General features: G+C 72.8%; 24 protein-coding genes and 2 tRNA genes. 19 read left to right on the top strand and 7 right to left on the bottom strand.

Features of this window, described 5'->3' with window-relative positions; all coding sequences use genetic code 11:
* Positions 1-23: 23 nt before the first annotated feature.
* The 10 genes from OG738_RS38280 to OG738_RS38235 all read left to right on the top strand — a co-directional run bounded on the left by OG738_RS38280 (position 24) and on the right by OG738_RS38235 (position 13,396).
* Entirely contained in the window at positions 24-968 is a 945-nt protein-coding gene (locus OG738_RS38280) for a GNAT family N-acetyltransferase (RefSeq protein ID WP_329048383.1), read from the top strand.
* Entirely contained in the window at positions 965-2,071 is a 1,107-nt protein-coding gene (gene menC, locus OG738_RS38275; RefSeq protein WP_329048381.1) for an o-succinylbenzoate synthase, read from the top strand. The genes OG738_RS38280 and menC overlap by 4 nt, the downstream gene beginning before the upstream one ends.
* Positions 2,072-2,091: 20 nt before the next feature.
* The gene (locus tag OG738_RS38270; RefSeq protein WP_329048379.1) at positions 2,092-2,280 is read left to right on the top strand and encodes a hypothetical protein; all 189 of its coding nucleotides are present in this window, start codon (positions 2,092-2,094) and stop codon (positions 2,278-2,280) included.
* Between the two features lie 101 nt (positions 2,281-2,381).
* Positions 2,382-3,761 (top strand): serine hydrolase domain-containing protein, encoded by a 1,380-nt coding sequence (locus OG738_RS38265; RefSeq protein ID WP_329048378.1) that lies wholly within the window; start codon positions 2,382-2,384, stop codon positions 3,759-3,761.
* Positions 3,758-4,648, top strand: coding sequence for a serine hydrolase (locus OG738_RS38260; RefSeq protein ID WP_329048376.1), 891 nt, complete (start codon positions 3,758-3,760; stop codon positions 4,646-4,648). The genes OG738_RS38265 and OG738_RS38260 overlap by 4 nt, the downstream gene beginning before the upstream one ends.
* Positions 4,645-6,237 carry an ABC transporter substrate-binding protein gene (locus tag OG738_RS38255; RefSeq protein WP_329048374.1) on the top strand — a complete coding sequence of 531 codons (1,593 nt, stop codon included), beginning with the start codon at positions 4,645-4,647 and terminating at the stop codon, positions 6,235-6,237. Before OG738_RS38260 ends, OG738_RS38255 begins: the two co-directional genes overlap by 4 nt.
* Positions 6,234-7,214 (top strand): ABC transporter permease, encoded by a 981-nt coding sequence (locus OG738_RS38250; RefSeq protein ID WP_329048372.1) that lies wholly within the window; start codon positions 6,234-6,236, stop codon positions 7,212-7,214. Before OG738_RS38255 ends, OG738_RS38250 begins: the two co-directional genes overlap by 4 nt.
* A 1-nt stretch (position 7,215) precedes the next feature.
* Complete coding sequence (locus tag OG738_RS38245; RefSeq protein WP_329048371.1) at positions 7,216-9,102, top strand: dipeptide/oligopeptide/nickel ABC transporter permease/ATP-binding protein; 1,887 nt, start codon at positions 7,216-7,218, stop codon at positions 9,100-9,102.
* Positions 9,099-10,028, top strand: coding sequence for an ABC transporter ATP-binding protein (locus tag OG738_RS38240; RefSeq protein ID WP_329048369.1), 930 nt, complete (start codon positions 9,099-9,101; stop codon positions 10,026-10,028). The genes OG738_RS38245 and OG738_RS38240 overlap by 4 nt, the downstream gene beginning before the upstream one ends.
* Positions 10,029-10,054: 26 nt before the next feature.
* Positions 10,055-13,396, top strand: a complete 3,342-nt coding sequence (locus OG738_RS38235; RefSeq protein ID WP_329048368.1) for a serine hydrolase — start codon at positions 10,055-10,057, stop codon at positions 13,394-13,396.
* Between the two features lie 335 nt (positions 13,397-13,731).
* On the opposite strand, the gene OG738_RS38230 is transcribed toward OG738_RS38235, so the two are convergent.
* Positions 13,732-15,174 (bottom strand): DHA2 family efflux MFS transporter permease subunit, encoded by a 1,443-nt coding sequence (locus tag OG738_RS38230; RefSeq protein WP_329048367.1) that lies wholly within the window; start codon positions 15,172-15,174, stop codon positions 13,732-13,734.
* A 194-nt stretch (positions 15,175-15,368) separates the two neighbouring features.
* On the opposite strand from OG738_RS38230, the gene OG738_RS38225 reads away from it, so the two are divergent.
* Positions 15,369-15,443 (top strand) — tRNA-Val (locus OG738_RS38225).
* A 38-nt stretch (positions 15,444-15,481) separates the two neighbouring features.
* Positions 15,482-15,553, top strand: a tRNA-Val gene (locus OG738_RS38220).
* A 156-nt stretch (positions 15,554-15,709) separates the two neighbouring features.
* Here the strand turns inward: OG738_RS38220 and OG738_RS38215 are convergent.
* Positions 15,710-16,309 (bottom strand): TetR/AcrR family transcriptional regulator, encoded by a 600-nt coding sequence (locus tag OG738_RS38215; protein WP_329048365.1) that lies wholly within the window; start codon positions 16,307-16,309, stop codon positions 15,710-15,712.
* Between the two features lie 77 nt (positions 16,310-16,386).
* Between OG738_RS38215 and OG738_RS38210 the strand changes: the two genes are divergently transcribed.
* Positions 16,387-17,169: a class I SAM-dependent methyltransferase gene (locus tag OG738_RS38210; protein ID WP_329048363.1), complete on the top strand. Its 783-nt coding sequence runs from the start codon at positions 16,387-16,389 to the stop codon at positions 17,167-17,169.
* A 208-nt stretch (positions 17,170-17,377) separates the two neighbouring features.
* Here the strand turns inward: OG738_RS38210 and OG738_RS38205 are convergent, their stop codons facing one another.
* Positions 17,378-18,826, bottom strand: coding sequence for an MFS transporter (locus tag OG738_RS38205; RefSeq protein WP_329048362.1), 1,449 nt, complete (start codon positions 18,824-18,826; stop codon positions 17,378-17,380).
* Between the two features lie 97 nt (positions 18,827-18,923).
* Between OG738_RS38205 and OG738_RS38200 the strand changes: the two genes are divergently transcribed.
* Positions 18,924-20,129 carry a cytochrome P450 gene (locus OG738_RS38200; RefSeq protein WP_329048360.1) on the top strand — a complete coding sequence of 402 codons (1,206 nt, stop codon included), beginning with the start codon at positions 18,924-18,926 and terminating at the stop codon, positions 20,127-20,129.
* A gap of 6 nt (positions 20,130-20,135) precedes the next feature.
* On the opposite strand, the gene lexA is transcribed toward OG738_RS38200, so the two are convergent.
* On the bottom strand, positions 20,136-20,789 hold the full coding sequence (gene lexA, locus OG738_RS38195; protein ID WP_329048358.1) for a transcriptional repressor LexA: 654 nt from the start codon (positions 20,787-20,789) through the stop codon (positions 20,136-20,138).
* A gap of 264 nt (positions 20,790-21,053) precedes the next feature.
* On the opposite strand from lexA, the gene OG738_RS38190 reads away from it, so the two are divergent.
* Entirely contained in the window at positions 21,054-21,566 is a 513-nt protein-coding gene (locus OG738_RS38190) for a lytic polysaccharide monooxygenase auxiliary activity family 9 protein (RefSeq protein ID WP_329048357.1), read from the top strand.
* A 77-nt stretch (positions 21,567-21,643) separates the two neighbouring features.
* On the opposite strand, the gene OG738_RS38185 is transcribed toward OG738_RS38190, so the two are convergent.
* Positions 21,644-22,270 (bottom strand): TetR/AcrR family transcriptional regulator, encoded by a 627-nt coding sequence (locus OG738_RS38185; RefSeq protein WP_329048356.1) that lies wholly within the window; start codon positions 22,268-22,270, stop codon positions 21,644-21,646.
* A 101-nt stretch (positions 22,271-22,371) separates the two neighbouring features.
* Here OG738_RS38185 and OG738_RS38180 point away from each other — a divergent pair, with 101 nt between their 5' ends.
* Positions 22,372-23,085, top strand: coding sequence for a hypothetical protein (locus OG738_RS38180; protein WP_329048354.1), 714 nt, complete (start codon positions 22,372-22,374; stop codon positions 23,083-23,085).
* Between the two features lie 196 nt (positions 23,086-23,281).
* On the opposite strand, the gene OG738_RS38175 is transcribed toward OG738_RS38180, so the two are convergent.
* Both OG738_RS38175 and OG738_RS38170 read right to left on the bottom strand, forming a co-directional pair.
* Positions 23,282-23,491 carry an EthD family reductase gene (locus OG738_RS38175; protein WP_329048352.1) on the bottom strand — a complete coding sequence of 70 codons (210 nt, stop codon included), beginning with the start codon at positions 23,489-23,491 and terminating at the stop codon, positions 23,282-23,284.
* A gap of 46 nt (positions 23,492-23,537) precedes the next feature.
* Positions 23,538-24,536 carry an NADPH:quinone oxidoreductase family protein gene (locus OG738_RS38170; RefSeq protein ID WP_329048350.1) on the bottom strand — a complete coding sequence of 333 codons (999 nt, stop codon included), beginning with the start codon at positions 24,534-24,536 and terminating at the stop codon, positions 23,538-23,540.
* Positions 24,537-24,643: 107 nt separating this feature from the next.
* Between OG738_RS38170 and OG738_RS38165 the strand changes: the two genes are divergently transcribed.
* From OG738_RS38165 to OG738_RS38155, 3 genes are all read left to right on the top strand, one after another.
* A complete protein-coding gene (locus OG738_RS38165) occupies positions 24,644-25,252 on the top strand; it encodes a TetR/AcrR family transcriptional regulator (RefSeq protein ID WP_329048348.1) in 609 nt (202 codons plus the stop codon).
* 204 nt (positions 25,253-25,456) lie between these two features.
* On the top strand, positions 25,457-26,449 hold the full coding sequence (locus tag OG738_RS38160) for a winged helix-turn-helix domain-containing protein (RefSeq protein WP_329048346.1): 993 nt from the start codon (positions 25,457-25,459) through the stop codon (positions 26,447-26,449).
* Positions 26,450-26,555: 106 nt separating this feature from the next.
* Positions 26,556-26,915, top strand: coding sequence for a hypothetical protein (locus OG738_RS38155; RefSeq protein ID WP_329048344.1), 360 nt, complete (start codon positions 26,556-26,558; stop codon positions 26,913-26,915).
* Positions 26,916-26,960: the final 45 nt, after the last annotated feature.

Here is a 26,960-nt window from a genome sequence, read left to right as displayed (position 1 = left end):
GGTCTCCGGACAGGATCGGAGGCGTGACAGAAGTCGTGACGAACACAGCCCCGCCGCTGCGGGACGAGGCGGCCGCCGTCGCGGCCGCCGCCGCCACGGCCTCGGGGGTCCACGTCCGGACCCTGGCCGAGGTCGCCGACCTGACCGCCGTGACCCGGCTCTTCGAGTCGATCTGGCGCCCGGCTCCCGGCAACCAGCCCGTGACGTCCGAACTGCTGCGTGCCATGGTCACGGCGGGCAACTACGTCGGGGGCGCCTTCGACGGGCCCGACCTCCTCGGCGCCTGCTTCGGGTTCTTCGGCGGACCCGCGAAGGAGGGGCCGCACACGGGGCCGCACACGGGGCCGCACCCGGGGCTGCACCCGGGACTACACCCGGGACTACACAGCCACATCGCCGGGGTCGCCACCGCCGGGCACGGCCGCGGCATCGGCTTCGCGCTGAAGCTGCACCAACGCGCGTGGGCGCTGAGCCGGGACGTCCAGGTGATCTCGTGGACGTTCGACCCGCTGGTGCGGCGCAACGCCCACTTCAACCTGACCAAGCTCGCCGCCCGCCCCGAGCAGTACCTGCCCGACTTCTACGGCCCGATGCACGACGGCATCAACGGCGCGGGCGACACCGACCGGCTGATGGCCGTCTGGGACCTGGCGAGCCCGCCCGTCCGGGCGGCCGCCGAGGGCAGGCCCACCCGGCTCGACGCGGCCACGCTGCGGGCCGACGGAGCCGCGGTCGCGCTGGCGGCCGGGCCCGACGGCGGCCCGGTCACCGGACCCGCCGACGCGCCGGTCGTGCTCGTCGCCGTGCCGCCGGACATCGAGGCGCTCCGGCGCGCCGACCCCGGCCGCGGCCGGGCGTGGCGGGTCGCGCTGCGCGAGGTGCTGGGCGGCCTGCTCGCCGGCGGCGCCTCCGTCATCGGATTCGATCGTGCCGGCTGGTACGTGGTCGCGAAGGAGCGGACGTCGTGAAACTCACCGGGGTGGAACTGCTGCGCGTCCGGATGCCGCTGGTCGCGCCGTTCCGGACGTCGTTCGGCACGCAGGCCGAACGCGAGCTCCTGCTCCTGCGCGCGGTGACGTCCGAAGGCGAGGGCTGGGGCGAGTGCGGTGCGATGGTCGACCCGCTCTACTCCTCGGAGTACGTCGACGGCGTCGAGCACGTCCTGCGGACCTTCCTCGTGCCGGCCCTGCTCGCCGCCGACGACCTGACCGCGAACAAGGTCGCGCCGCTGCTGGCGAAGTTCAAGGGCCACCGGATGGCCAAGGGCGCCCTCGAAATGGCGGTCCTCGACGCCGAGCTGCGCGCCCACGGCGTGTCCTTCGCGACGGCGTTGGGGTCCACAAAGGACTCCGTGCCGTGCGGGGTGTCGGTCGGCATCATGGACACCGTCCCGAAGCTCCTCGACGTCGTCGGCGGCTACCTCGACGCCGGGTACCTGCGGATCAAGCTGAAGATCGAGCCCGGCTGGGACGTCGAGCCGGTGCGCGCGGTCCGCGAGCGCTTCGGCGGCGACATCCTGCTGCAGGTCGACGCGAACACCGCGTACACGCTCTCGGACGTGCCGCAGCTGCAACGGCTCGACCCCTTCGAGCTGCTGCTCATCGAGCAGCCCCTCGAAGAGGAGGACGTGCTCGGCCACGCCGAGCTGGCCCAGCACATCCGGACGCCGATCTGCCTGGACGAGTCCGTCGTCTCCGCCCGCTCGGCGGCCGACGCGATCAAGCTCGGCGCCTGCCGGATCGTCAACATCAAGCCCAGCCGGGTCGGCGGGTACCTCGAGGCGCGGCGGGTGCACGACGTCTGCGCCGCGCACGGCGTCCCGGTGTGGTGCGGCGGGATGATCGAGACCGGGCTGGGCCGGGCGGCCAACGTCGCGCTCGCGTCGCTGCCCGGCTTCACCCTGCCGGGCGACACCTCGGCGTCGGACCGGTTCTACACCAGCGACATCACCGAGCCCTTCGTCCTCGAAGGCGGCCGGCTGCCGGTGCCGTCCGGTCCCGGCCTCGGCGTCACGCCGATCCCGGAGCGGCTCGCCGAGGTGACCACCGCCCGGTCCTGGCTCGCGCACTGACCACAGTGGACGGAGTGTTCATGGAGACAGCCGAAGCGGCGATCACCCGCCGGGCGGCGGAAGCCGGCGCGTGGGTCCGGCGGCACGCGGTCCACGCGGCGGTCGCGGTGGCGAGGGTGAAGATCCTGGTCGCGGTCGGGAGCACGGCGGTGCGCGCGTCGCTGCCACGCGCGCCGCGGCGGAAGCGACCGGTTCGTCCGCCGGGATGAAAGTTTCCCCGGGTCTCGTCGGGTTCGACGAACCGGCCGCCCCGGTCGCCGTCCTAGCATCCCCGCATCGCCGGTTCCCCCATCTCGGACGAGAGGCAACCATGTCGAAACTCACCGAACTCGCCGCCTGGCTCGAGAGCCGGCTCCCCGCCGTCCTGGCCGAGCACCAGGTGCCCGGCGCGGCCGTGGCCGTGTACGCCGGCGGCGAAATCATCGATCACGCGGCCGGGGTGCTCAACAAGGGCACCGGCGTCGAGGCGGACGTCGACTCGCTGTTCCAGATCGGGTCCATCACGAAGATCTGGACGACCACGCTGGCGCTGCAGCTCGTCGGCGAAGGCGTGCTCGACCTCGACGAGCCGGTGCGGAAGTACCTGCCCGAGTTCACGATCGCCGACCAAGAGGCCGCCGCGCGGATCACCGTCCGGCAGCTGATGTGCCACACGTCCGGCTTCGAGGGCGATATCTTCACCGACACCGGCCGCGGCGCCGACTGCGTCGAAAAGTACGTCGCCACCCTCGGCGACGTCCCGCAGCTGTTCGCGCCCGGCGAGATGTTCTCCTACAACAACGCCGCGTTCTGCGTGCTCGGCCGCGTCGTGGAAGTGCTGCGCGGCAAGGCCTACAACGACTGCCTGGCCGACCACCTGTTCGTCCCCTTGGGACTGACGCACGCGGCGGCGAGCCCGTACGAGGCGATCCGGTACCGGGCCGCGCTGGGCCACCTCACGCCCGAGCCCGGTGCCGACCCGCAGCCCGCCGGCGTCTGGGCGCTGGCGGCGTCCAACGCCCCGGCCGGCTCGATGCTCGCCATGCGCCCGCGCGACCTGGTCACGTTCGCCGGCATGCACCTGCGCGACGGCGAAGGCCCGGACGGCACCCGGGTGCTCAGCGCCGAGAACGCCCGCGCCATGCGGGAACGCGTCGTGGAGCTGCCCGACCTCGGCCTGATGGGCGAAGCGTGGGGCCTCGGCTGGTCGCTGTCCGAAGGCGGCGCGGTCGTCGGCCACGACGGCGGCACGATCGGCCAGTCGGCCTTCCTGCGCCTCGCACCGGAGCACGGCGTCGCCGTCGCGCTGCTGACCAACGGCGGCCACCCGATCGCCGTCTACACCAAGGTCGTCGGCCACCTCCTGAAGGAGCTGACCGGCATCGAGCTGGCCGTGCCGCCGGTGCCGGACCCGGCCGCGCCGCGCATCGACGCCACCCGGTACGTCGGCGAGTACTCGTCGTCCGTCGCGGACATCACGGTCAGCCAGGACGACGACGGCCGCGTCTGGGTCGAGCGCGTCCCGAAGGGGATCTTCGCGGAGCTGGCCAAGCCCGAGAAGACCGAGCTGGTCGCGATGAACGGCGACACGCTGATCCTGGCCGAGCCGATGCAGGGCATGTACCTGCCGCACGCCTTCGTCGGTGACGACGGCACCGGCCGCGCGCTGTACCTGCACACCGGCCGGGCCGACCGGCGGGTGCGCGCGTGAGCCCGGTCGAGACGAAGATCGCCGACGTCTTCACCGCGGCGGGCGCGCGGGGTTTCCTGCACGCGCGGGAGATCGGCGGCGGGGACGAGGTGGCCGTCGGCGCGGACGACCCGGTCGTGCTCGCGTCGGTGTTCAAGATCCCGGTCGCCGTCGCCTACGCGCGGGAGGTCGTGGCCGGACGGCTCGACGAGACCGAGCGGACCCGCGTCGGGCCGCGTTACCGCATCGGCGGGATCGGCACCGCGGGGTGCGCCGACGACGTCGAGCTGAGCTGGCGCGACCTCGCGCTGTTCATGCTGACCATGAGCGACAACGCGGCCACCGACGTGATCTACCACCGCGTCGGCCAGGACGCCGTCGACCGTGTCCTCGCTGACCTGGGCCTGCACCGCACCCGGCTGATCGGCTGCTGCGAGGACCTGTTCGCCTCGGTGCTGGCGGACCTCGGCGCGACCGGGGACGCCGACCTCGACGCCGTGTTCGCGGGTGCCCAGCCCGAGCAGATCCGGAAGCTCGCGGTGCTGGACCCGGAGCGCACGACGGCGTCGACGCCCCGGGAAGTCACCACCCTGCTCGAAGCGATCTGGACCGACCGCGCCGGCGAACCGGCCGCGTGCGAGCGGGTGCGCACGATCATGGCGCAGCAGATCTGGCCGCACCGGCTCTCGTCCGGCTTCGGCTCCGACGTCGCCATCGCGGCCAAGACCGGAACGCTCCCGGCGGTCCGCAACGAAGCCGGCGTCGTGTCCTATCCGGACGGACGCCGGTTCGCCGTCGCCGTCTTCACCCGCGCGGACTCCCTCGCCGACCGGCAGCCCGCCGTCGACGCCGCGATCGGCAAGGCCGCCCGCCTCGCCGTGAACCACCTCCGGAAGGAAACGCCATGACCAGGACTCGGACGGCGGGGGTCGTGCTGGGGGTGCTCGCGCTCACCGCGACCGCCTGCGGGGGATCGGGCGGCGGCGCCGCGGCCGGCGACGGGAAACCGGTGGACGGCAAGACGTTCAGCCTCGCCATCGGCTCGGACCCCGGCACCATCGACCCGCACATGACGGTCTTCTCGGTGGCCATCCAGCTCGACCGGTTCCTCTACGACCCGCTGCTCGGGCTGTCCGCGGACGGCAAGCCGGTCGCCGGGCTCGCCGAGAAGTGGGACGCCACCACCACGAGCGCGACCTTCACCCTGCGCCCCGGCATCACGTGTTCCGACGGCGGTCCGCTGACCGCCGCCGACGTCGCGGCCAACATCAACTTCGTCGGCGACCCGGCCAACAAATCGCCCATCGCCGGCCTCTACATCGCGCCCGGCACCAAGGCGACGGCCGACGAGGCGACCCGCACGATCACCGTCGCCAGCGGGAAACCGGACGCGTTCCTGCTCCGCAACATCGGTGGCGTGCCGATCGCCTGCGCCAAGGGGCTGAGCGACCGCAAGCTGCTGGCCAAGGGCGAGAGCGGCACCGGCATGTTCGCGATCAGCGAGGTCGTCCCCAACGACCACTACACGCTGACCCGCCGCACGGACTACACGTGGGGGCCCGGCGACTGGAAGGCCGAGCCGGGTCTGCCCGACAAGGTCGTCGTCCGCGTCATCCCGAACACCACGACCGCCACCAACCTGCTGCTCTCGGGCGAGCTGAACGCGGGCGCGATCAACGGGCCGGACCGGCAGCGGCTGGAGGCGCGCAAGCTGTTCCACGCCGACCAGCTGACCCCGCTGGGCGAGGTGTTCTACAACGAGGCCACGGGCCGCCCCGGCCAGGACGAGGCGGTCCGGCGCGCGCTCACCCAGGCCCTCGACCTGGCCCAGCTCGGCAAGGTGCTGACCGCCGGCGCGGGCACGCCGTCGCAGGGCATGGTCACCGACGTGCCGAAGACCTGCGCGGGGGACACCGTCACGGGCAACCTGCCCGCGCACGACCCGGCCGCGGCGGCGGCCGCCCTGGACGCCGCGGGCTGGACGAAGGGCGCGGACGGCGTCCGCGCCAAGAACGGCAAGCGGCTGACGCTGACCGTCCTCTACGGCACGCAGCTCGGCCCGACGATGGCGCCGACCGCCGAACTGCTGCAGCAGACCTGGAAGTCCCTGGGCGCGGAGGTCACGCTCAAGGGCGTCGACAGCCCGGGCCTCAACCAGGCGCTCTTCGGCACCGGTGAGTGGGAGGTCTCGCTGGGCCCGGTCGGGTTCTCGCTGCCGAGCCAGCTGGTGCCGTTCGTCTCCGGCCCGGCCGCCCCGGACGGGACGAACTTCGCGCACATCGCCAACCCCGGCTACGACCAGGCGGCGCAGGAGGCCGCGGCGCAGTCCGGCGAGGCGAGCTGCCCCGCGTGGCTCGCGGCCGAGACGGCGCTGATCAAGCGCGTGGACGCGGTGCCCTACTTCGACTCCGTGGTGCCGACCTACGGCAGCGGCGCGAAGTTCGAGCTCAGCCAGGGCAGCGTGACGCCGTCGTCGATCCGGATGCTGGCGAAGTGACCACGGCGGCGGCAGCACCCCGCCTGCGCGGCGGCCCGTGGCCGGCGTTCGCCGCCCGGCGGCTGGCCCGGTTCGCCGTCTCGCTGTGGGCGCTGCTCACCGCGGCGTTCCTGATGATCCACCTGGTCCCCGGGGACCCGGTCCGGGCCGCGCTCGGCATGACCGCGCCCGCCGGCCTGGTCGCCGCCCGGCGGCAGGCGCTCGGCCTGGACGACCCGCTGTGGGTGCAGTACGGGCACTACCTGCGCGGCCTGGTCACCGGCGACTTCGGGACGTCGATGGTGAGCGGGCAGCCGGTGGCGCAGGTGATCGGCGACCGGCTGCCCTCGACGCTGGAACTCGCGGTGCTGGCGTTCGCGGTGGTGGTCGCCGTCGCGGTCCCGGTGGGTGTCGGGTTCGCGGTGCTGACCCGCGGCGGCCGCCGCCGGGGCGGGGAGCTGGCGTTCACCTCGGTGAGCGTCTTCGTCGCCGCCATCCCCGAATTCCTGATCGGGGTCGGGCTGGTGGCGCTGCTCGCCGTCGGGCTCGGCTGGTTCCCGGTCGCGGGCGCCGACGACGCCGCCTCGTACGTGCTGCCGGTGGCGGCCCTGGCGATCGGGCCCGCGGCGGTGCTGGCCCGGATCGTCCGGGTCGAACTGCTTTCCGTGCTGGGCGCCGACTTCGTCCGCACCGCGCGGGCGAAGCGGCTGCCCGCGCGGCTGGTCTACGTCCGGCACGCGCTGCCGAACGCGCTCACCGCGACCCTCACCCTCGGCGGGCTGATGCTGACCGCGATGGTCGCGGGCACGGTCCTGGTGGAGAACGTCTTCGCCTGGCCCGGCCTCGGCTCGACGATCGTGCAGTCGATCGTGACGAAGGACTACCCGCTGGTGCAGGGGATCGTGCTGGTCTACGGCGTCGGCGTGCTGCTGGTCAACCTGCTGGTCGACGTCGTGCTCGGGCTGCTCGACCCCCGCTCGGCGATTCGGGAGGCCTGAGATGGCACGACGACGTGGATCGGCGTGGGCGGCGGCCGTGCGCACGCCGGTGGGCGCCTGCTCGGCGGTGCTGCTGGCCGTGGTGGTCGTGCTGGCGGTGCTGGCCCCGCTGCTGTGGGGCGACGGCGCCGCGGCGATCGACACCGACGCGATCGGGCAGGGCCCGTCCGGAGCGCACCCGTTCGGCACCGACTCCCTCGGCCGCGACCTCCTGCTCCGGACCCTGGTCGCGACCCGGCTTTCGATCGGGCTCGCGGTCCTCGCGACCGCGATCGGCGTCGGCACCGGGGTGGTGCTCGGCACCCTGCCGTCGGTCCTGCCGCGGTGGGCGGGCCGGCTGCTCGTCGCGGCGGTCGACATCGCGGTCGCGTTCCCCGGGCTGCTGCTGGCCCTGTTCTTCGCGGTGATCTTCGGCGTCGGCACGCAGGGGGCGGTGCTGGCGATCGCGTTCGCGATGGCGCCGGCGTTCGCGCGGCTCGTGCAGACGCTGTCGGCGTCGGTGAGCGGGCGCGACTTCATCGCCGCGGCGCGGGTTTCCGGCGTCGGCCGGATCCGGCTGCTGGCGCGGCACGTGCTGCCCAACATCGGGGAGCCGCTGGTCGTCAACGCGACCATCGGGGCCGGCTCGTCGCTGCTCGCCTTCGCCGGGCTGTCGTTCCTCGGGATCGGCGTGCAGGCCCCGGACTACGACTGGGGACGGCTGCTGCGCGAAGGCCTGGACGGCATCTACGTCAGCCCGGTGGCCGCGCTCGCGCCCGCCGCGGCGGTGGTGCTCGCCGGGCTGGCGTTCAACCTGGTCGGCGAGACGGTGGCCGGCGTGGTCGGGGTCCGGACGCGCGCGTCGCGGCGTTCGTTGGGTCCGCTCCCGGCCCCGCCGCCGGCGGCGGTGGCCGAGCCGACCGCCGACGCGGTGCTCGTCGTCGAGAACCTCCAGGTGGCGTTCCCCGGCCCGGACGGGTGGACCGCGCCGGTGCGCGGGGTGAGCTTCAGCGTCCGTGCCGGTGAGGCGATCGGCGTCGTCGGCGAATCGGGCTCCGGCAAGAGCCTGACCGCGCTGGCGGTGTCCCGCCTGATCGAAGCGCCCGGCGTGGTCACCGCGGACCGGCTGGAATTCGACGGCAGGCCCGTGGACAAGGCGCCGGACCGCGACCTCGGCACGTCGCTGGCGATGGTGTTCCAGGACCCGATGACGTCGTTCAACCCGGCCCGCCGGGTCGGCAGGCAGCTCGCCGAGGTGTCCGAACAGCACCACGGCCTGTCGCGGCGCGCCGCGTTCGCCCGCGCGGTCGACCGGCTGGCCGCGGTGCGCGTCCCGGCCGCGGCCCGGCGGGCCCGGCAGTACCCGCACGAGTTCTCGGGCGGCATGCGGCAGCGGGCGATGATCGGCATGGGCCTGATGGGCGAGCCGAAGCTCGTCATCGCCGACGAGCCGACGACCGCGCTCGACGTCACCGTCCAGCGGCAGGTGCTGCGCCTGCTGGCGCGGACGCGCGAGGCGGAAGGTGCGGCGATCCTGCTCATCAGCCACGACATCGCCGTGGTTTCCCAGACGTGCGAACGGATGCTGGTGATGTACGCCGGCCGGGTCGTGGAGGACCTGCCGACCGGAAGCGCGGCGCAGCACCCGTACACGCGCGCGCTGCTGGCCACGACGGTGGACCTCGACACCGACCGCGACGAGCCGCTGGCCGTGATCCCCGGCCGCCCGCCGGAGCCGGACCAGGTGCCGGCCGGCTGTGCGTTCGCCGCCCGGTGCCCGCTGGCCTCGGACCGCTGCCGGACCGAGGACCCGGTCCTGGAACCGGCCGCCGACGGTCACCGGGTCGCCTGCTGGCACCCGCAGGTGAGTGTCCTTTCCGGACAGTCGCACGAGGAAGGGGCAGCGTGAGCACGCTCGAGTTCGACGCGGTGAGCGTTCGCTACGGCAGGTTGACCGCGGTCGACGGCATTACCCTCACCGTCCCGTCCGGACAGGTCGTCGGCTTGGTCGGCGAGTCCGGCTCGGGCAAGTCGACGCTCGCCAGGGCGGCCGTCGGGCTCGCGCCGGTGAGCGCGGGCCGGGTGCTGCTCGACGGCACCGACGTGCGGCGGCTGCCCCGGCGCCGTCCGCTGCAGATGGTGTTCCAGGACCCGTACTCGTCGCTGGACCCGCGGATGGCGATCGGTGAGTCGATCACCGAGGCCATGCCCCCCGGCACCTCCCGCGGAGCCCGGCGCGCCGAAGTCGCCCGGCTGCTCGACCTCGTCCACCTCGACCCGGACCGGGCTTCGACGCTGCCCGGGCAGCTCTCGGGCGGCCAACGCCAGCGTGTCGCGCTCGCCAGGGCGCTGGCCGGGCAGCCGAAGGTGCTGATCGCCGACGAGATCACCTCGGCGCTCGACGTCTCGGTGCAGGGCGCGGTGCTCAACCTCGTCCGCGACGTCCAGCGGCGGCTGGCGCTGTCGATGCTGTTCATCTCGCACAACCTCGCCGTGGTGCGGTACGTCAGCGACATCGTCGCCGTGATGTACCTCGGCCGGATCGTCGAGGCCGGCCCCGCCGAGCAGGTGCTCACCGATCCGCGGCACCCGTACACGCGGGACCTGCTGGCCGCCGCGCCCTCGGCGCACCGCGGGCTGCTCGACGACACCGACGACCCGCTCGCCGACACCGAACCCGCCGACCCGCACCACCCGCCGTCCGGCTGCCGCTACCACCCGCGGTGCCCGATCGGCCCGCTCGTGCACACCGACCGCACGCTCTGCACCGAAGCCGACCCGGCCGACGGCGCCGCCCACCGGCCGCACCGCGCGGCCTGCCACTTCGCCGCGTGAGACCGTTATCCCACAAGGAGATCCGCATGACCCGACGCCTCGGCATCGACGACCTCTACGCCCTGGAGTTCCCCGACCAGCCGGCGATCTCGCCCGACGGCGCTCGGATCGTCTACGCGCTGCGCACCGCCGACCGCGACAAGGACGAGGACAGCCGGTCGCTCTGGCAGGTCGCCACCGGCGGCGGCGAGGCGCGCCGGCTCACCCGCGGCACCGCCGACGCGGCCCCGGCGTGGTCGCCGGACGGGACGCGGATCGCGTTCCTGCGCGCCCAGGACGGCCCGCCGCAGCTGTGGCTGCTGCCCGCCGACGGCGGCGAGCCCGAGCAGGTCGCCACGCTGCCGCTCGGCGCGGGCACGCCGGTGTGGCGCCCGGACGGCGCCGAAATCGCCTTCAGCGCCCCGATCGACCTCGCCGCCGAGGAGGGCGAGGACGACGGCGCGCAGGGCCGCCGCGCGAGCGCCCCGGTCGTCGCCGACCGGCTGGACTTCAAGGCCGACGGCGCCGGGTTCCTGCGGACCCTGCGCAAGCACGTCCACGTCCTCGACGTCGCCACCGGCGAGGTCCGGCGGGTCACGTCGGGCGACTGGCACGCCGGCGACCCGGCCTGGTCGCCGGACGGCGCGCGGCTGGCCTTCCCCGCGGCGCCCGATGCCGACGCCGACCTGACTTTCCGGTCCGCCGTCCACGTTCTCGACGCCGGGGACCGCACCGCCGAGCCTCGCCTGGCCGGCTCGGCCGAAGGCATGTGCGGGACCGTCACCTGGACCGCCGACGGCGAAGCGCTGCTCGTCGTCGGCCGTCTCGACACCGCCACCGGCCACGCCGGGCTGCTGCGCGTGCCGCTGGACGGCGGCGAGACCGTCGACCTCGCCGCACCGCTCGACCGCAACGTGATGCCGGGCGGGCCCGGCTACCCTGGCGCGCTGCCGCAGCTCGCCGGCTCGACGGTGCTGTTCTGCGTCCGGGACCGCGGCTACACGCACCTGTACGCCGTCGACGTCGCGGGCGGCGAGCCGCGGCTCGTCCTCGGCGAGACCGGGACGGCCGTGGCCGGGCTGAGCGTCGCCGGGACCACCGCGGCGGTCGTGCTGACCACGCCGACGTCCTACGGCGAGATCGCGACCCTCGACGTCACCGGGGGCGCGGCCACGGTCGTCACTTCGCACGGCGCGGACGACGTCGAGCTGTTCACCCACGAGGAGCGGGAGTTCACCGTCTCCGACGGCACGGTCGTGCACGGCTGGCTGCTGCGCGACCCCGCCCGCACCGGCCCGCTCCCGCTGCTGCTGGACATCCACGGTGGCCCGCACAACGCGTGGAGCGGCGGCGCCGACGCCGTGCACCTCTACCACCAGCAGCTCGCGGCCCGCGGCTGGGCGGTGCTGCTGCTCAACCCGCGCGGCAGCGACGGCTACGGCGAAGCGTTCTACACCGCCGCGGTCGGCGCGTGGGGCGTGGCCGACGCCAAGGACTTCCTCGAGCCGCTGGACCAGCTCGTCGCCGAAGGGGTGGCGGACGCGCGGCGGCTCGCCGTGGCCGGCTACAGCTACGGCGGCTACATGACCTGCTACCTGACCAGCCGGGACGACCGGTTCGCCGCCGCGGTCGCGGGCGGGGTCGTCAGCGACGCGGTCAGCATGGCCGGGACGTCCGACAGCGGCCACTACCTGGGCGTCGTCGAGCTCGGGGCCGTCCCGGCGGAGAACCGTGCGCACTACGCCGCGCTTTCCCCGCTGGCGCAGGTGGAAAAGGTGCGCACGCCGACGTTGGTCGTGCACGGCGCCGCCGACGACCGGTGCCCGGCCGGGCAGGCCGAGCAGTGGTTCAGCGCGCTGCGCGAACAGGGCGTGCCGACCCGGCTGGTGCTCTACCCGGGCGCGTCGCACCTGTTCATCCTCGAAGGCCGCCCGTCGCACCGCGTGGACTTCAACCGCCGCATCGTCGACTGGGTCGAGCAGTACGCGGGCGAGCCGGGCAAGCCGGTGCGGCGGCCGATCGACGCCGCCCACTGGCGCCGCCGCCTCGCCGAGCTCGCGCGCAAGCACCGCGTCCCCGGTGCGGCGCTGGGCATCCTGCGGCTCGACGGCGACGAGGTCGTCCAGGCGAGCCACGGCGTGCTGAACAAGGCGACCGGCGTCGAGGTCACCGACGACTCGGTGTTCCAGATCGGCTCGATCACCAAGGTGTGGACGGCCACCGTCGCGATGCAGCTGGTCGACGAAGGACTGCTGAAGCTGGACGCGCCGATCATCGACGTCCTGCCCGAGCTGCGCCTGGCCGACCCGGACGTCACGAAGAAGGTGACGCTGCGGCACCTGTTGACGCACACCAGCGGCATCGACGGCGACGTGTTCACCGACACCGGCCGCGGCGACGACTGCCTCGAGAAGTACGTCGGGATCCTCGACCAGGCCGCGCAGACGCATCCGCTCGGCGCGACGCTGTCCTACTGCAATTCGGGGTTCGTCCTGGTCGGCCGGGTGATCGAGAAGCTGACCGGGAAGACGTGGGACGCGGCCCTGCGCGAGCGGCTGTTCACCCCGCTGGGCTTGAAGCGCACGAGCACCCTGCCGGAGGAGGCGCTCCTGCACCGCGCGGCGATGGGGCACGTCGCGGCCGGTGACGACGAGCCGCAGCCGGCACCGGTGTGGGGCCTGCAGCGGTCGGCGGGTCCGGCCGGGCTGATCACGGCGTCGACTGACGACGTCCTGGCGTTCGCCCGCCTGCACCTGACCGGCGGCCTCGGCCCGGACGGCTCGCGCGTCCTCTCGGCGGAGTCGGCCGAGGCGATGACCCAGGAGCAGTTCGAGATGCCGGACAAGGACACGCTCGGCGACTCGTGGGGCCTCGGCTGGATCCGCTTCGGCTGGGACGGCCACCGCGTCCACGGTCACGACGGCAACACGATCGGGCAGGCGGCGTTCCTGCGGATCCTGCCCGAGCAGGGGCTGGCGGTCACGCTGCTCACCAACGGCGGCAGCACCCACGACCTGTACGAAGAGCTCTACCGCGAGATCTTCGCCGAGCTGGCGGGTGTCGCGATGCCGCGCCCGCTGGAACCGGCCGTGCCGGCTCCCGACGTCGACGCCACGGAGTTCCTCGGCGTCTACGAGCGGGAGTCGGTCCGGATCGACGTCCTCACCCGCGAGGGCAAGCTGTGGATCCGGCAGACCATCACGGGCCCGCTCGCCGAGCTGATGCCGGAGCCGACGACCGAAGACGAACTGGTGCCGGTCGGCCCGGCGCACTTCGCCTACAGCCCGGCGGGCATGCGCGGCTGGGTGTCGGTGACGTTCTCCACGCTGCCGACGGGGGAGCGGTACCTGCACTCGGGCGTGCGGGCGACCCCGAAGGTCAAGGAGTGACGACGACGCGCTGAGTCGTTCCGGTGTCCCTCCAGGGGTTTTGACGTCCTGGAGGGGCACCGGGCGCGCGTCGATCCGGAAGCCGGGGCGGATGCGGCATGAGCCCGGTCACGTCGGGGAACACCGGCGCGCACGAGGCGTTGTAACGGGTGTCGGTACGGAGGAGTCCCCGGGCCTCACCCCTTGCCTTCACGGAACACCAGTTCGGCTGGAGCCGTGTCGAGCCACTCGCCGCGAGGCGACCCCCGTACCGGCCTCGAACTCCCGCTTCCGCTCGCAGGTCTCCCCCCAAGCCTTCGCTGAGCGGAAGCGGGACTTTTGTCCTCAGTGGACAGTCAGTGCTCCGGCGTCGCCTTGGCGCCCGTCGAGCGGATCAGCCAGGTCCCGGCGAAGGCGACCAACCCGATCACCCCGGCCACCACGAACGCCGCCCGCAACCCCGAAGCGTCCGGGCCCGTCGTGGCCCCGTTCGCGCTCCACAGCGTCGCCACGCTCACGAACACCGCGGTCCCCAGTGCCCCTGCCACCTGCTGCAGCGTCGAGAGGATCGCGCTGCCGTGGGAGTACAGGTGGTCCGGCAGCACGCCGAGCGACTCCGTGAACAGCGGCGTCATCATCAGCCCCAGCCCGGCCATCAGCAGCACGTGGATCCCGATCACCGCGATCAGCGGCGAACCCGGCCCCAGCGTCGTGAACAGCCACAGCGACACCGCCATCGCCGCCGCGCCCGGGATGACCAGCGGGCGCGCGCCGACCTTGTCGAACAGCGCGCCCACCGGGCGGCCGAGCAGGCCGAGCACCAGGCCGCCGGGCAGCACCGCCAGGCCGCTGACGAACGTGCTCGTGTGCAGCACCGTCTGCAGGTACAGCGGCAGCAGGATCGCCGCCGCGCCGATCAGGCAGACGAACAGCAGCGCCGTCAGCACCAGCGCCACCACGAAGCTCCGGTGCGTGAACGGCCGCAGGTCCAGCAGCGCCCGGTCGCGGCGCTGCAGCCGCAGCTGCCGCCACGTGAACACCACCAGCGCGACCACCCCGACGACGATCGGCACCCACGCCGGCACCAGCGGCTCCGCCCCGGCCTGCTCGCCGGTCGACGACAGGCCGTAGAGCACGCCGCCGAACCCGATCGCCGACAGCAGCACCGACGGCACGTCCAGCGGCACCCGCCGCGTCTCGCTGTCGAGACGCAGCTGCAGCGCACCGGTCACCAGCGCCGCGACGGCCAGCGGCAGCACGATCCAGAACATCCACCGCCAGCCCAGCCACGAGAGGACGGCGCCGCCGATCGTCGGCCCGATCGCGGGCGCCACCGCGATGACGATCGTGATCGTGCCCATCGTCGCGCCACGCCGCTCCGGCGGCACCAGCCGCATCACCGTCGTCATCAGCAGCGGCAGCATCACCGCCGTGCCGCACGCCTGCACCACGCGCCCGGCCATCAGCATCCCGAAGCCGGGCGCGAGCGCGCACAGCAGCGTGCCGAGGCTGAACGCCGACAGCGAGAACAGGAACACCTGCCGTGGCGAGAACCGCTCGAGCAGGAACCCGGTCGTCGGGATGACGACGGCCATCGTCAGCAGGAACCCGCTGGTCAGCCACTGCACGGTCGTGGTCGGCACCCGCAGGTCGCCGGTCAGGTCCCGCAGCGCGACGCTCAGGATGGTCTCGTTGAGGATCATCACGAACGCCGACAGCACGAGGACCCCGATGAGGAGCCCCGGGCGCACCGGAGCGCGGTCGAGGTCGGCGGGCGGGGTGGACACGGTGTCGGTCATCAGGGCGGAAGCTCTCCAGTTCCGGCGCACGGGCCCGGCGACGGCCGGGGCGCAAGCGTGCTGTCTTCTTGCAGTCTGCCCGTTTCGGCCCCTTCGTGTCACGGCGGTTTCCGCCGTGCGCGCGGTCACACCCGGCCCCCTGCTGACGCTCCGGAACCGTCCGATATGCTTCAGCGAGTACGGAGTTCCGCAGCGCGCGATTAGCTCAGCGGGAGAGCGCTTCCCTGACACGGAAGAGGTCACTGGTTCAATCCCAGTATCGCGCACCAGGAGCCCACCCCCGGGACCTCGTGGAAGTTCGTACAGCGGGCGATTAGCTCAGGGGGAGAGCGCTTCGTTCACACCGAAGAGGTCACTGGTTCGATCCCAGTATCGCCCACTCGATTCGGGGTAGCCCCTGTTCGCGGAATGCGCGAACAGGGGCTCTCTCGTTCTGTGTCCTGTGGGGGCCGAGCCCCCACGCCCCCGCCGGGGGCGACCCCCCGGACCCCCGCGTGTGGTTGCGTTTCATTGTTCGCTTTGTCTACTTCGGACTTCAGAGCAGCCTTCGCTGGACCACGTCCGCCATCAGGGTGTCCACCAGCTTCTCCAGCTCTGCCGGGTCCGGGAGCGTGTTCGGGCGGCGGCCCGCGAAGAGCAGGTGGCTCGCTCCGATCAGGGACAGGGCCAGGGAATCCACGTTCGCGTCCGGCGCGATGCGGCCCTGGGCGCGCTCGGCGGTCAGGTAGGCCGACAGCATCTCCCGCGCTTCCGCCAGGAAGGGCAGCCCGTCACCCGGGCCGCGCAGGCGGGCGCGGAGCTCGTCGCGGATGAACACCAAGCTCGTCAACGCCACCGAGACCGGGTCGAACAGCTCGGTCACCGCGTCCACCAGGTTCGACGCCACCGTGCGCGTCCCCGCCGACGCCTCCAGGATCGCCGCCTGGTCCGTCAGGCGCGCGATCCGGTCCTGCACCAGCTCCGCCAGGAACGCGTCGAAGTCCGCGAAGTGACGGTGCAGCACGCCCTTCGCGACGTCGGCCTCCGCAGTCACCGCCCGGCTGGTGAGCGCGTTCGGCCCGCCGCGGAGCAGGACCCGCTCGGCGGCGTGGAACAGCTGCTGGCGCACGTCGCGCAGGTGGACACCGGTCGGCATGGCCCCATTCTCCGTTACGCCCGCCGCGAACGCGCACACGGTAGTTCGAGTGGGCGAGTGCCCATTAGAGTGGGCACATGCCCACTCAGCCTCATGAAGCCCGTGCCTTCGCCGAATCCTTCGGCATAGACGCCGAACGCTACGACCGGGCCCGGCCCGAGTATCCGGCCGAACTGGTCGCCCGCGTCGTCGCCGCCAGTCCCGGCCCCGACTTCCTCGACGTCGGCTGCGGCACCGGGATCGCGGCGCGGCAGTTCCGCGCCGCGGGCCGCCGGGTGCTCGGCGTCGACCCCGATCCGCGGATGGCCGCTGTCGCGCGCGGCAGCGGCGTCGACGTCGAAGTCGCGAAGTTCGAGGACTGGGACAGTGGCGGACGGGCCTTCGACGCGGTCGTCGCCGGGCAGGCCTGGCACTGGGTCGATCCCGTGGCGGGCGCGGCCAAGGCGGCCGACGTCCTGCGCCCCGCCGGGGTGCTCGCCCTCTTCGCGCACGTGTTCCAGCCGCCGGCCGCGGTGGCGGACGCCCAGGTCCGGGGCATCCGGCGCGTCCGGCCCGAGTGGCCGCTCGCGCAGGAGCCGAGGAGTCCCGCTGAACTCTACGAAGTCATGTTCGCGAAGTTCGCCGACGGCATCCGGGAGTCGGGCCGCTTCGGCGAACCCGAGCGGTCGTCGTTCGCGTGGGAGCGGACCTACGTCCGCGACGCATGGCTGGATCTCCTGCGCACGACCGGCGGCCTGACCCGGCTCGAGCCCGACGCGGTGGCCGAGGTTCTCGCCGATGTCGGCGAGGCCGTCGACGCGCTCGGCGGTGTCTTCACGCTGCAGTACACGACGCTGGCGGTCGTCGCGGCGAAGCCTTGACAACAAAAGTTGTCGCGAAGACCTTGGTGACAAGCGAGCCAGACTGGAGAACCTTCACGGCGCACCACACCGGCGGCGTGCTCCACCTCGACGGCGTGGCCGCCCGGGCCTGACCGGGTGGCCGGCCCCGGCTCAGGTGATCGGACCGAGGTACGTGCCGCCGGAGTGGTGCGGCCGGTGATCCAGCGGCCGAGAGGTGCGCGTTCGGTCAGCGGCCCACCGCGGCGGCTGCCGGAGCGGGCGCCGGTACCGCTCGCGCGTGCCGCGGCAGGAAGGCGGCGACGGCCAGCGCGATGAGCGCCGCGGCCGATCCCATCCCCAGCACGAGCCGGAAACCGTTCTGCGAAGGCAACGTCGCCGGTCCGAACCGGACGGTCAGCCGCGCGAGGACCAGTCCGGCCGTCGCGCTCGAGACCGACGTCCCGATCGACCGCATCAGCGTGTTCAAGCTGTTGGCGGCCGCCGTTTCGGACACCGGGACGGCACCCATCACGAGCGACGGCATCGCGCCGTAGGCGAGCCCGATCCCGGCGCCGATGACACTCGAGACCAGCACGAGGTGCCAGGTCGCGCTCATCAGCACGATGCCGAGGGCGTACCCGACGGCGACGACGACCGCGCCGAGCATCAATGTCGTCTTGGGGCCGCGCGTGGCGGTGATGCGCGCGGACACCGGCGCCAGCGCCATCATGACCAGTCCGGACGGCGCCATCACCAGGCCCACCACGAGCATCGACCGGCCGAGGCCGTACCCGGTTGCGGCCGGGAGCTGCAGCAGCTGGGGCAGCACGAGCGACATCGCGAACATCGCGAAGCCGAAGACCGCCGACGCGACGTTCGTCAGCAGGACCTGGCGCCGCGCACTCGTCCGCAGGTCGACCAGCGGCGTCGGCGTGCGCAGCTCCCACCGGCCCCACAGCCTCAGGACGACGACCGCCGCGGCGAACAGGCCGAGCGTGGTCGCGCTGCCCCAGCCCCAGTCGGCGCCCTTCGAAATCGCCAGCAGCAGGCACACCAAGGCGATCGAGAGGCCGGCCGCGCCGAGGACGTCGAACCGGCCGCCGGTGCGCACCGGCGACTCCGGCACGAGCGCGACGACCAGTGCGGTGACGACCAGGCCGAGCCCGGCCGCGGTCCAGAAGAGCACGTGCCAGTCGGCGTTTTCGGCCAGCAGGGCCGCCGCGGGCAGGCCGAGCGCGCCGCCCACGCCGAGTGACGCGCTCATCAGCGCCGTCGCCGAGCCGAGCCGTTCGGCGGGCAACTCGTCGCGCATGATGCTGATCCCGAGCGGGATGACGCCGGCGGCGAGGCCCTGCAGCGTCCGGCCGGCGACCATCGGCACGAGGGTGTCCGACAGCGCGCCGACCGCCGAGCCGGCGACGAGCGCGCCGAGGCTGACGAGCAGCATCCGCCGCTTGCCGTACATGTCGCCGAGGCGGCCCATGGTCGGCGTCGCCACCGCGCCGGCGAGCAGGGTCGCGGTGATGGCCCAGGTGGCGTCGGCCGCGGAGGCGTGCAGCAGCCCGGGCAGGGCGGGGATCAGCGGGATGACCAGCGTCTGCATGAGCGAGACGGTGATGCCCGCGAGGGCGAGGACCGCGACGACGAGGTTCGCGCGGGGCGACGCCTCTCTGGCGGGCGTGGCTGGGTCGAGCACGGAGGTCCTCCGGATGTCCGAATTAAATCAGTCGCTTGACTTAGCGTAGCAGTCTTCGGTTGACTGATCACGAACCGACGGCCACCGCGGAGGACCGATGACGAGCACCGCCGAGATCCCCGAGTTCCCGATGACGCGCGCCGCGGGCTGCCCGTTCGATCCGCCGCCCGCGGCCCGGGCACTGCAGGGGGAGGCGCCGCTCGCGCGCGTGCGGCTGTGGGACGGCAGCACGCCGTGGCTGGTCACCCGCTACGCGGAGCAGCGGGCGCTGCTGGCCGATCCGCGCGTCAGCGCGGACGTCACCCGGCCCGGCTACCCGAGCCCCGCACCGCTGCCGAAGGGCGGCACCGGGATCAGCTTCATCCTGATGGACAACCCCGAGCACGCCCGGCTGCGGAAGATGGTGACCGCGCCGTTCACGATCCGGCGCGTCGCCGCGATGCGCCCGGCCGTGCAGAAGATCGTCGACGACTGCCTCGACGACCTGCTGGCCGGCCCGAAGCCGGTCGACCTCGTCGAGGCGTTCGCGCTGCCGGTGCCGTCACTGGTGATCTGCGAGCTGCTCGGCGTCCCGTACGCCGACCACGACTTCTTCCAGGAGAACAGCAAGGTCATCATCCGGCGCGACGCGAAGCCCGAGGAGCGGGCGGCCGGGCACCAGGCGCTCGTCGGCTACCTCGACCGGCTGATGGGGGAGAAGCTCGCGGCACCCGCCGACGACCTGCTCTCCGGGCTCGCCACCCGGGTGCACGCCGGGGAGCTGTCGCGCACGGAGGCGGCGCAGATGGGCGTGCTGCTGCTCATCGCCGGCCACGAGACGACGGCGAACATGATCGCGCTCGGCACCCTCGCCCTGCTGGAGCACCCGGACCAGCTGGCGCTGCTGCGAGAGAGCGACGACCCGGCCCTGGTCGCGTCGGCCGTCGAGGAATTGTTGCGGTACCTGAACATCACGCACAACGGCCGCCGCCGCGTCGCGCTGGAGGACATCGAGATCGGCGGCGAGACCATCCGCGCGGGCGAGGGTGTGATCATGGCCAACGACGTCGCCAACCGCGACCCGTCGGTGTTCCCCGACGGCGACCGGCTGGACCTCACCCGCGACGCGCACCGGCACGTCGCCTTCGGGTTCGGCGTCCACCAGTGCCTCGGCCAGCCGCTGGCCCGGCTGGAGCTGCAGGTCGTCTACCGCACGCTGTACCGGCGGATCCCGACGCTGGCGCTGGCCACCGACGTCGAGCGGATCCCGTTCAAGCACGACGGGTCCGTGTACGGCGTCTACGAGCTGCCGGTGACCTGGTGAAGCGGGTCAGACGCTCCGCAGCACCGAGACGACCACGCCCAGGATCGCCGCCCGGTCGCCGTCGATGACGTCGTAGGCGGGGTTGCGCGGCTCGAGGTGGACGTGCCCGTTGCGGCGGCGGTAGACCTTCACCGTCGCCTCCTCGTCGATCATCGCCGCGACGATCTGGCCCGAGTGGGCCTCGCTCTGCTGCTTGACCACGACGATGTCGCCGTCGCAGATCGCGGCGTCGATCATCGAGTCGCCGCGCACGCGCAGGCCGAAGACGGTGCCCCGCCCGGTGAGGTCGCGCGGCAGCGTGAGGACGTCGTCGACGTGCTCCACGGCCGAGATCGGCGTGCCGGCGGCGATGTCGCCGACGACCGGCACCGGCACGGAGTCGCCGTCTCCCCGCGCCTCGCTGCCGTTCAGGAACGCGCGCACGTCCATCGGGCGCGACACGCCCGCGCCGCGGCGCAGGAACCCCTTGTCCTCGAGGCTCGCCAGGTGCTTCGACACCGACGACGTCGACTGCAGGCCGACGGCCTCGCCGATCTCGCGGGTGCTGGGGGAGTAGCCGTGGTGGACCACCCAGTCCCGGATCGCGACCAGGATCTTCTGCTGCCGCTCCGGCAGGGCGGAGGCGTCGAGGTGCTCGAACGTGTCGTCGTAGGTGGTCACCGGCGGAATCCTAGAGGCAGGCGCGGCACGCGGTGCGTCCCGGTCGCCCCGGCGAGTCCCGCTGACCGGAACATCGGGTGCCGGTTGGCGTCTTACCAACATGAACCAGTACTTTGCCAGCCGTTGACCCAGGTCATGAACCGACGTATGGTCTAGACCACAATTTCCTTCGCTCGAACCACTTCCCGACGCGGCGGGTGTGCTTCGCCGCTGCTTCGTCGTACCCCGGCGGCGGGAAGCGAGCCTGTCCCCGAAGGAGCTGCTATGAACCGCAAACTGGTCGCGGCCGCGGCGGGTGCCCTCCTGGCCCCGGTGCTGGTGGTGGTGAGCCCCGCCGGAATCGCGAGCGCGCACGGCTACGTCAACTCCCCGGCCAGCCGGCAGGCGCAGTGCGCGCAGGGCACGGTGGCGTGCGGCGAAATCAAGTACGAGCCCCAGAGCGTGGAAGGGCCGAAGGGCCTGAAGTCCTGCAACGGCGGCAACGCGCAGTTCGCCGAGCTGAACGACGACAGCAAGGGCTGGCACGTGTCCCCGGTCGGCACGACGGCGACGTTCACGTGGACCTTCACCGCCCGCCACCGCACCACGAACTACGAGTACTGGATCGGCGGCGACAAGGTCGCCGACATCAGCGGCAACGACCAGCAGCCGTCCGAAACCGTTGCGCACCAAGTGAACCTGAGCGGCCACACCGGACGCCAGACGGTGCTGGCGGTGTGGAACATCGCCGACACGGCGAACGCGTTCTACTCCTGCATCGACCTGCAGGTGGGCTGAGCTTCCGCCCGCCCGGGAGCGCGCGGCTCCCGGGCGGGCGGTCTTGCGGTATCGCCGCGTCGTCCAGGTCTTGCCGGTCAGTCCGCGATGGCCGCCCGAATGGCCGCGCACAGGAGCCGGACGGCGTGGTGGAACTTCTCGTCCTGATCACCGGCGCCGGCTTCGGCGAAAGTCAGCGGGAACCGCTGTGCCAGCTCCGCGACGTCCACCGCGCGCACGTCCGGCGTGACCGGTTCGGCCTGCTCCTGCAGGACGAACCCGGTGACGTGGCTCAGCACCGCGTCCGCCGCGACGCTCCGGTGCGCGACCGGGACCCCGGCGTCGCCCAGCGTGCGCAGCAGCCGTTCCATCAACCCCAGTGCGGCGGGGCTGAGCGTGCACGGGCTGCTCGCCAGCAGCACCGCGCCGCCGGGATGACGCAGCAGCGTCCCGCGCAGCGCCTCGGCCTGGGCGACGATCCGCTCCGGCCAGGCCGCCTCCGGTGGCAGGGCGTCGAGGGCCGCGGTGCCGTCGTCGTAGGCTTGCTGGGCGACCCGGTCGGCCATCAGGCAGAGCAGGGCGTTCTTATCACGGACGTGGTAGTAGAGGCTGCCGGCGTGCACCCCGAGCCGGTCGGCCACCTGGCGCATCGACAGTCCCGCGTAGCCGACCTCGTGGAACACCGCCATGCTCGCTTCCACGATGCGCGCCGTGGTGAGCTTCATCATGAAAGCCTACCCCGATTCGAACAGTGTTTGAATTTGGCTCTGGTACCGCTAGGCTGCGGTCCGACTGATTCGAACACTGTTCAAAACTGGGGTTTCCGATGGATGCGATCGTCTTCACCCTGACCACGGCGCTGCTGCTGATCCTGATCGCCGCGGCGGGCCTGGCACTGGTCGGCCGGGACACCGTCCCGCGCCGGCGGCTGCCCTGGCTCGCGATCGCCCTGACCGTGCCCGCCGTGGCCGGGGTCGTGCTCCAGCTGTGCTGGCCCGGCGCGATGGACGCCCTCGATGCCGACCCCGCCAAGCCGGGGTGGTGGCGGGTGCTCACGTCGGTGTTCATGCAGAACGGCGGCGTGGCCGGGGCAGCGTGGAACATCGCGACCCTCGCGCTGGTCGCGGCCCTCGCCGAATGGTTCTGGGGCCGTCCGCCGGCCCTCGTCCTCTTCCTGGCGGGAATCCTGCTGCCGCAGCACATCGACGCGCTGCTCGGGCTCGCCGCAGGCCCGGTCGATCCCCGCAACTTCGCGGGCAGCTCCGGTGCGACCTACTTCCTCGGCGCGACCCTCGCCGCCCCGCTGCTGGTGCGCACCCGCGTCCCGAAGGAACGGCTGACCGCGGCCGCCGTCGTCGTGCTCGGCCTGGCGCTGTGGTTCCTCCAGGAGAACGGCCACGGACTCGTCTCGGTCTACGGGTTCGCCGTGGGCGCGCTCACCTGGGCGGCAGGACGCAGGTGGCTGCACCCGGAGCGCGACCTCGACCGCCCCGCGCGGCTGAGGATGGGGGCGCTCCCGGGCGTCGGCGGGAAGCGCTGACCCGTCTTCGTAGCCGGCCGGCAGTTTCGGTGCTGCCGGGAGTCGTGACGGCGGCGACCAGCGTTCGCGTTCAGACCTCGTCGAGCCGCAGGACCATGGCGCGCATGGTCGCGTAGCGGGCGAGGTGCTCGGCATCCTCGGCGGTGCGCCGGCCGATCTCGGACCCGAACGCCGCTTCCAGCGCGGCCAGGTCGTCTCAGTCCAGCATCACGACCAGGTAGTACGGCGCGCCCCGCACCGGCGCCGGCTGCCGGCTGCGCGTGTACCGGCGCAGGCCGGGAAGCTGTTTCGCCAACGGGATGTGGACTTCGTCGTAGTGCCGTTCGAACGCGTCGACGTCCGACGGGGTTTCGTACATGACGACGAATCGCACCGGTGCGGTGGCGGGGCTTTCGGTTGCGGTCATTCGGCTCCTGTCATGGGTCTGCGTCGTCGAGGTTTCGCGAAGTCGTTCAGGGCAGCAGGGCCAGCTTGCCGACGGTGGCCCGCGCTTCCAGTTCCGCCAAGGCTTTCGGCCCTTGGGCCAGTGCGCAGGTGGTGGGCCGGCCGGGGGTGAGCACCCCGGCCGCGAGGAGCGCGAACATCTCTCCCATGACTTCGCCGAAGATCTGCGGTGCGGCCTGGATCAGGACGCCGATGTTCAATCCGATGACGTGGACCTGGTGCCGGTAGACGAGGTCCCAGTTGGTGATCGAGGCTTCGCCGCCGGCCAGGCCGTAGACGACGACCCGGCCGGTGACGCGCTTGGCCGCGGCCAAGCTGGACTCGAGCGTGTCGCCGCCCGCCGACTCCAGTACCAGGTCGGCGCCCGCGCCGTCGGTCAGCTGCCGGACTTCCGTGGCGAGATCGGTGCCGTGCGAGTCGAGGACGTGGTCGGCGCCCAGTGCCCGGACCACCTCGTGCTTGACCGGTGAGGCGGTGGCGATGACCGTCGCGCCGTAGTGCTTGGCCAGCTTCACCGCGGCCTGGCCGGTCCCGCCGGCCGCGGCGTGGATCAGCACGGTCTGCCCCGCGGTGACGCCGCCCAGCGGCTTGAGCGCCGCCAGCGCGGTCGGCCAGTTCACGACCAGGCCCAGGGCCTGCTCGTCGGTCCAGCCCGTCGGCACCGGCAGCGCGGCCGCCGCGGGGAGCACCAGGTACTCCGCGAAGGCGCCGCCGGTGATGGTGATGCCGACGACGTGTGCGCCCGGCGCCAGGTCGGTCACCCCGTCGCCGACGGCGACGACCTCGCCCGCACCTTCGGTGCCCGCCAGGTACGGCGGCTGCGGGCCGCCGGCGAACGTGCCGCGGGCCTGCGAGAGGTCGACGAAGTTGACGCCGGCAGCGGCGACCCGGACCAGGACTTCGCCGGGGCCGGGGTAGGGGACCGGTGCGTCGGTGATCAAACGCAGGTCTCGCGGGCCCTCCCAGGACCGCTGCTGCAGGGCGTTCATGGTGGCGGGAAGGGGCATGGTGGTCGGCTCCCAGTTTGTTTATCGAACGACCAACAAACCCTGTCACGGCGGCTGCGCTTCGGTCAAGGTAAACTTGATCGAACGACAAACAAGTACGGAGACCCATGGCTGCTCGTGGCAGGCCGCGCACGTTCGACCCGGACATCGCGTTGCGCAAGGCGCTGGACTTGTTCTGGGAGCGTGGCTATGAAGGCACCTCGCTCAACGACCTGGCCGAAGCCATGGGGATCGCCTCGGCCAGCATCTACGCCTGCTTCGGCAGCAAGCAGGAGCTGTTCCGCAAGGTCATGGTGCTCTATGGCAAGACCTCGGGCGAGCCGCCGCGGCGTGCGCTGCGCGAAGAGCCGGCCACCCGCGCGGCGATCGAGGCCATGCTGCGCGCCACCGCCGACGAGATCACCCGCCCCGACGCGCCGCACTACTGCATGCTCGTCCTCGCCGCCCCCACCGGCGCCGTGGAGAACCACGAGGTCCGCGAGTTCCTGGCCGACCTCCGGCGCGGCCAGTTCGCCGCCATCAGGGACCGGCTCGCCCGCGGCGTCGCCGACGGTGACTTCACCGCCGTGCCGACTGACCTGGACGCCATCGCCCGCTACTACACCACCGTCGTGCAGGGCCTTTCCACTCAAGCCAGGGACGGCGCGACCCGCCCCGAGCTGGAGGCGGTCATCACCTGCGCGATGGCCGCCTGGGACGCGCTCGCGTCGGGTTGATCCGTCCGCTGCCGTGCTTCCGTAGGCGGATCGGGCGTCGAACGAGCGGTTCTTCGCGTGCGCGGCGGGGTCGGCGAAAACGCCTTGGCCGCCGGACCGGCCGCCGTACGATGTGCCGCAGGGGAAGGCGACCGAGGGTGTGCGGCCGGCGGCAGGTTCCGCTCCCGACGACCACCCGGTCGACCGCTGTGGGGGTTGATGGGGATGCTGCGTATCCATTTCACGTCCGACGACCTGGCCAGGATCAGCCTCGCCGACGCCGCGGATCCGTTGTGGGAGACGGTGCTCAGCCGGTTCCGGCTGCACGAACCGCACGTCGGGCCGGCGTTCCGGCCGTGGGTGCGCCGGATCCGGACCAGCCCGGCGCTCGCCGCCCGGATGCGGCCGGGAGCCCGTGTGCTGGCCGCGCTCGCCCCGCTCGGCTCGTACTTCCCGGACTTCCTCACCCCGCTGGCCGGCCGGTGCGAGGTGGAGGCCGGCCTCGACGCGATCATGTCCACGCCCCGCCGTCGGCTGCGCGACGAGCTGTGCCGGCTGGCCCGGCACTCCCCGGTCCCCGGCTGGGCCCGGCCCCTGGCCGACGGTGACCCGGTGGCCTTGAGCCGGTTGGGCGAGGCGTTGCGCAGCTACCACGAAGCGGCGGTCGCGCCCCATCGCGACCTGATCGGCTCCGGCGTCGACGCCGACCGGGCCCGCCGCGCGCACGCCCTGCTGAACGGAGGGATCGACGGCCTCTTCGCCACCATGCACCCGGCGATGCGGTGGCAGGCTCCGCTGCTGGACGTCGACTACTGCGTCGACCAGGAACTCCACCTGGCGGGCCGCGGCCTGCGCCTGATCCCGTCCTTCTTCTGCCAGGGAACGCCGGTGTCCCTGGCGGACCCGGGCCTGCCGCCGGTGCTGGTCTACTCGCTGGACCAGGACCTGCGCTGGTCGCACCTCGGCGCGGGCGAACCGGGCGCGCTGGACGAGCTGCTGGGCCGCACCCGCGCCGCGGTGCTCCGCGAAATCGACGCCGGCGCCACCACCACCCGGCTGGCCCGGCGCCTGCGGATTTCGGCCGCTTCGGCCAGCCGCCACACGAAAGTCCTGCGTGACGCGGGCCTGATAGCCAGCCATCGTGCCGGACCGGCGGTCCTGCACACCGTCACGTCCCTGGGGCGCCGGCTACGCGAGAACCAGCCCGGCCCGCGCTGACCCGCATGTTTCCGCGTACGCGCAACACCGGTGTCGCGTGGCCGGTGCCGGGCCTACGTTCCTCGACGTCCGACCATCAGGTCCGACCATCGAGGAGGAGAAAGACATGAAGAAGATGTCGATCGTCGCCGCGGCCGCCGGGGCCCTGCTGACCACCGGCCTGGTGGCGTCACCGGCCTCCGCCGGATCTCTCGGCGTCGACGCCGCCTGCCCGGCGAACTTCCACCCGACGACCTCGGGAGGCGAAGCGGCGTGGACCGTGGAGTGCGTGGGCAGCCACGTTTTCATCGACGGCTGGGTCAAGGACACCGAGGCCGACGGGAAGTGCGCCTTCGTCAAGGCGTTCGGCAGCTTCACGGACGGGTCCGGGAGAAAGGAAGCCAAGGCCTGCCCCAAGAACACCGTCACGCACTTCGACTGGGAGGCCAACGGTACCGAGATTCGCGCGTACCTCTACGTCGCGTGACACCTCGCTGCGGCGCGACATCGCGGGTGAGCCCGGCCAGGCTCA

The organism is Amycolatopsis sp. NBC_01488 (genome assembly GCF_036227105.1).
Taxonomy (GTDB): domain Bacteria; phylum Actinomycetota; class Actinomycetes; order Mycobacteriales; family Pseudonocardiaceae; genus Amycolatopsis.
This window is presented reverse-complemented; position numbering and strand designations above follow the sequence as displayed.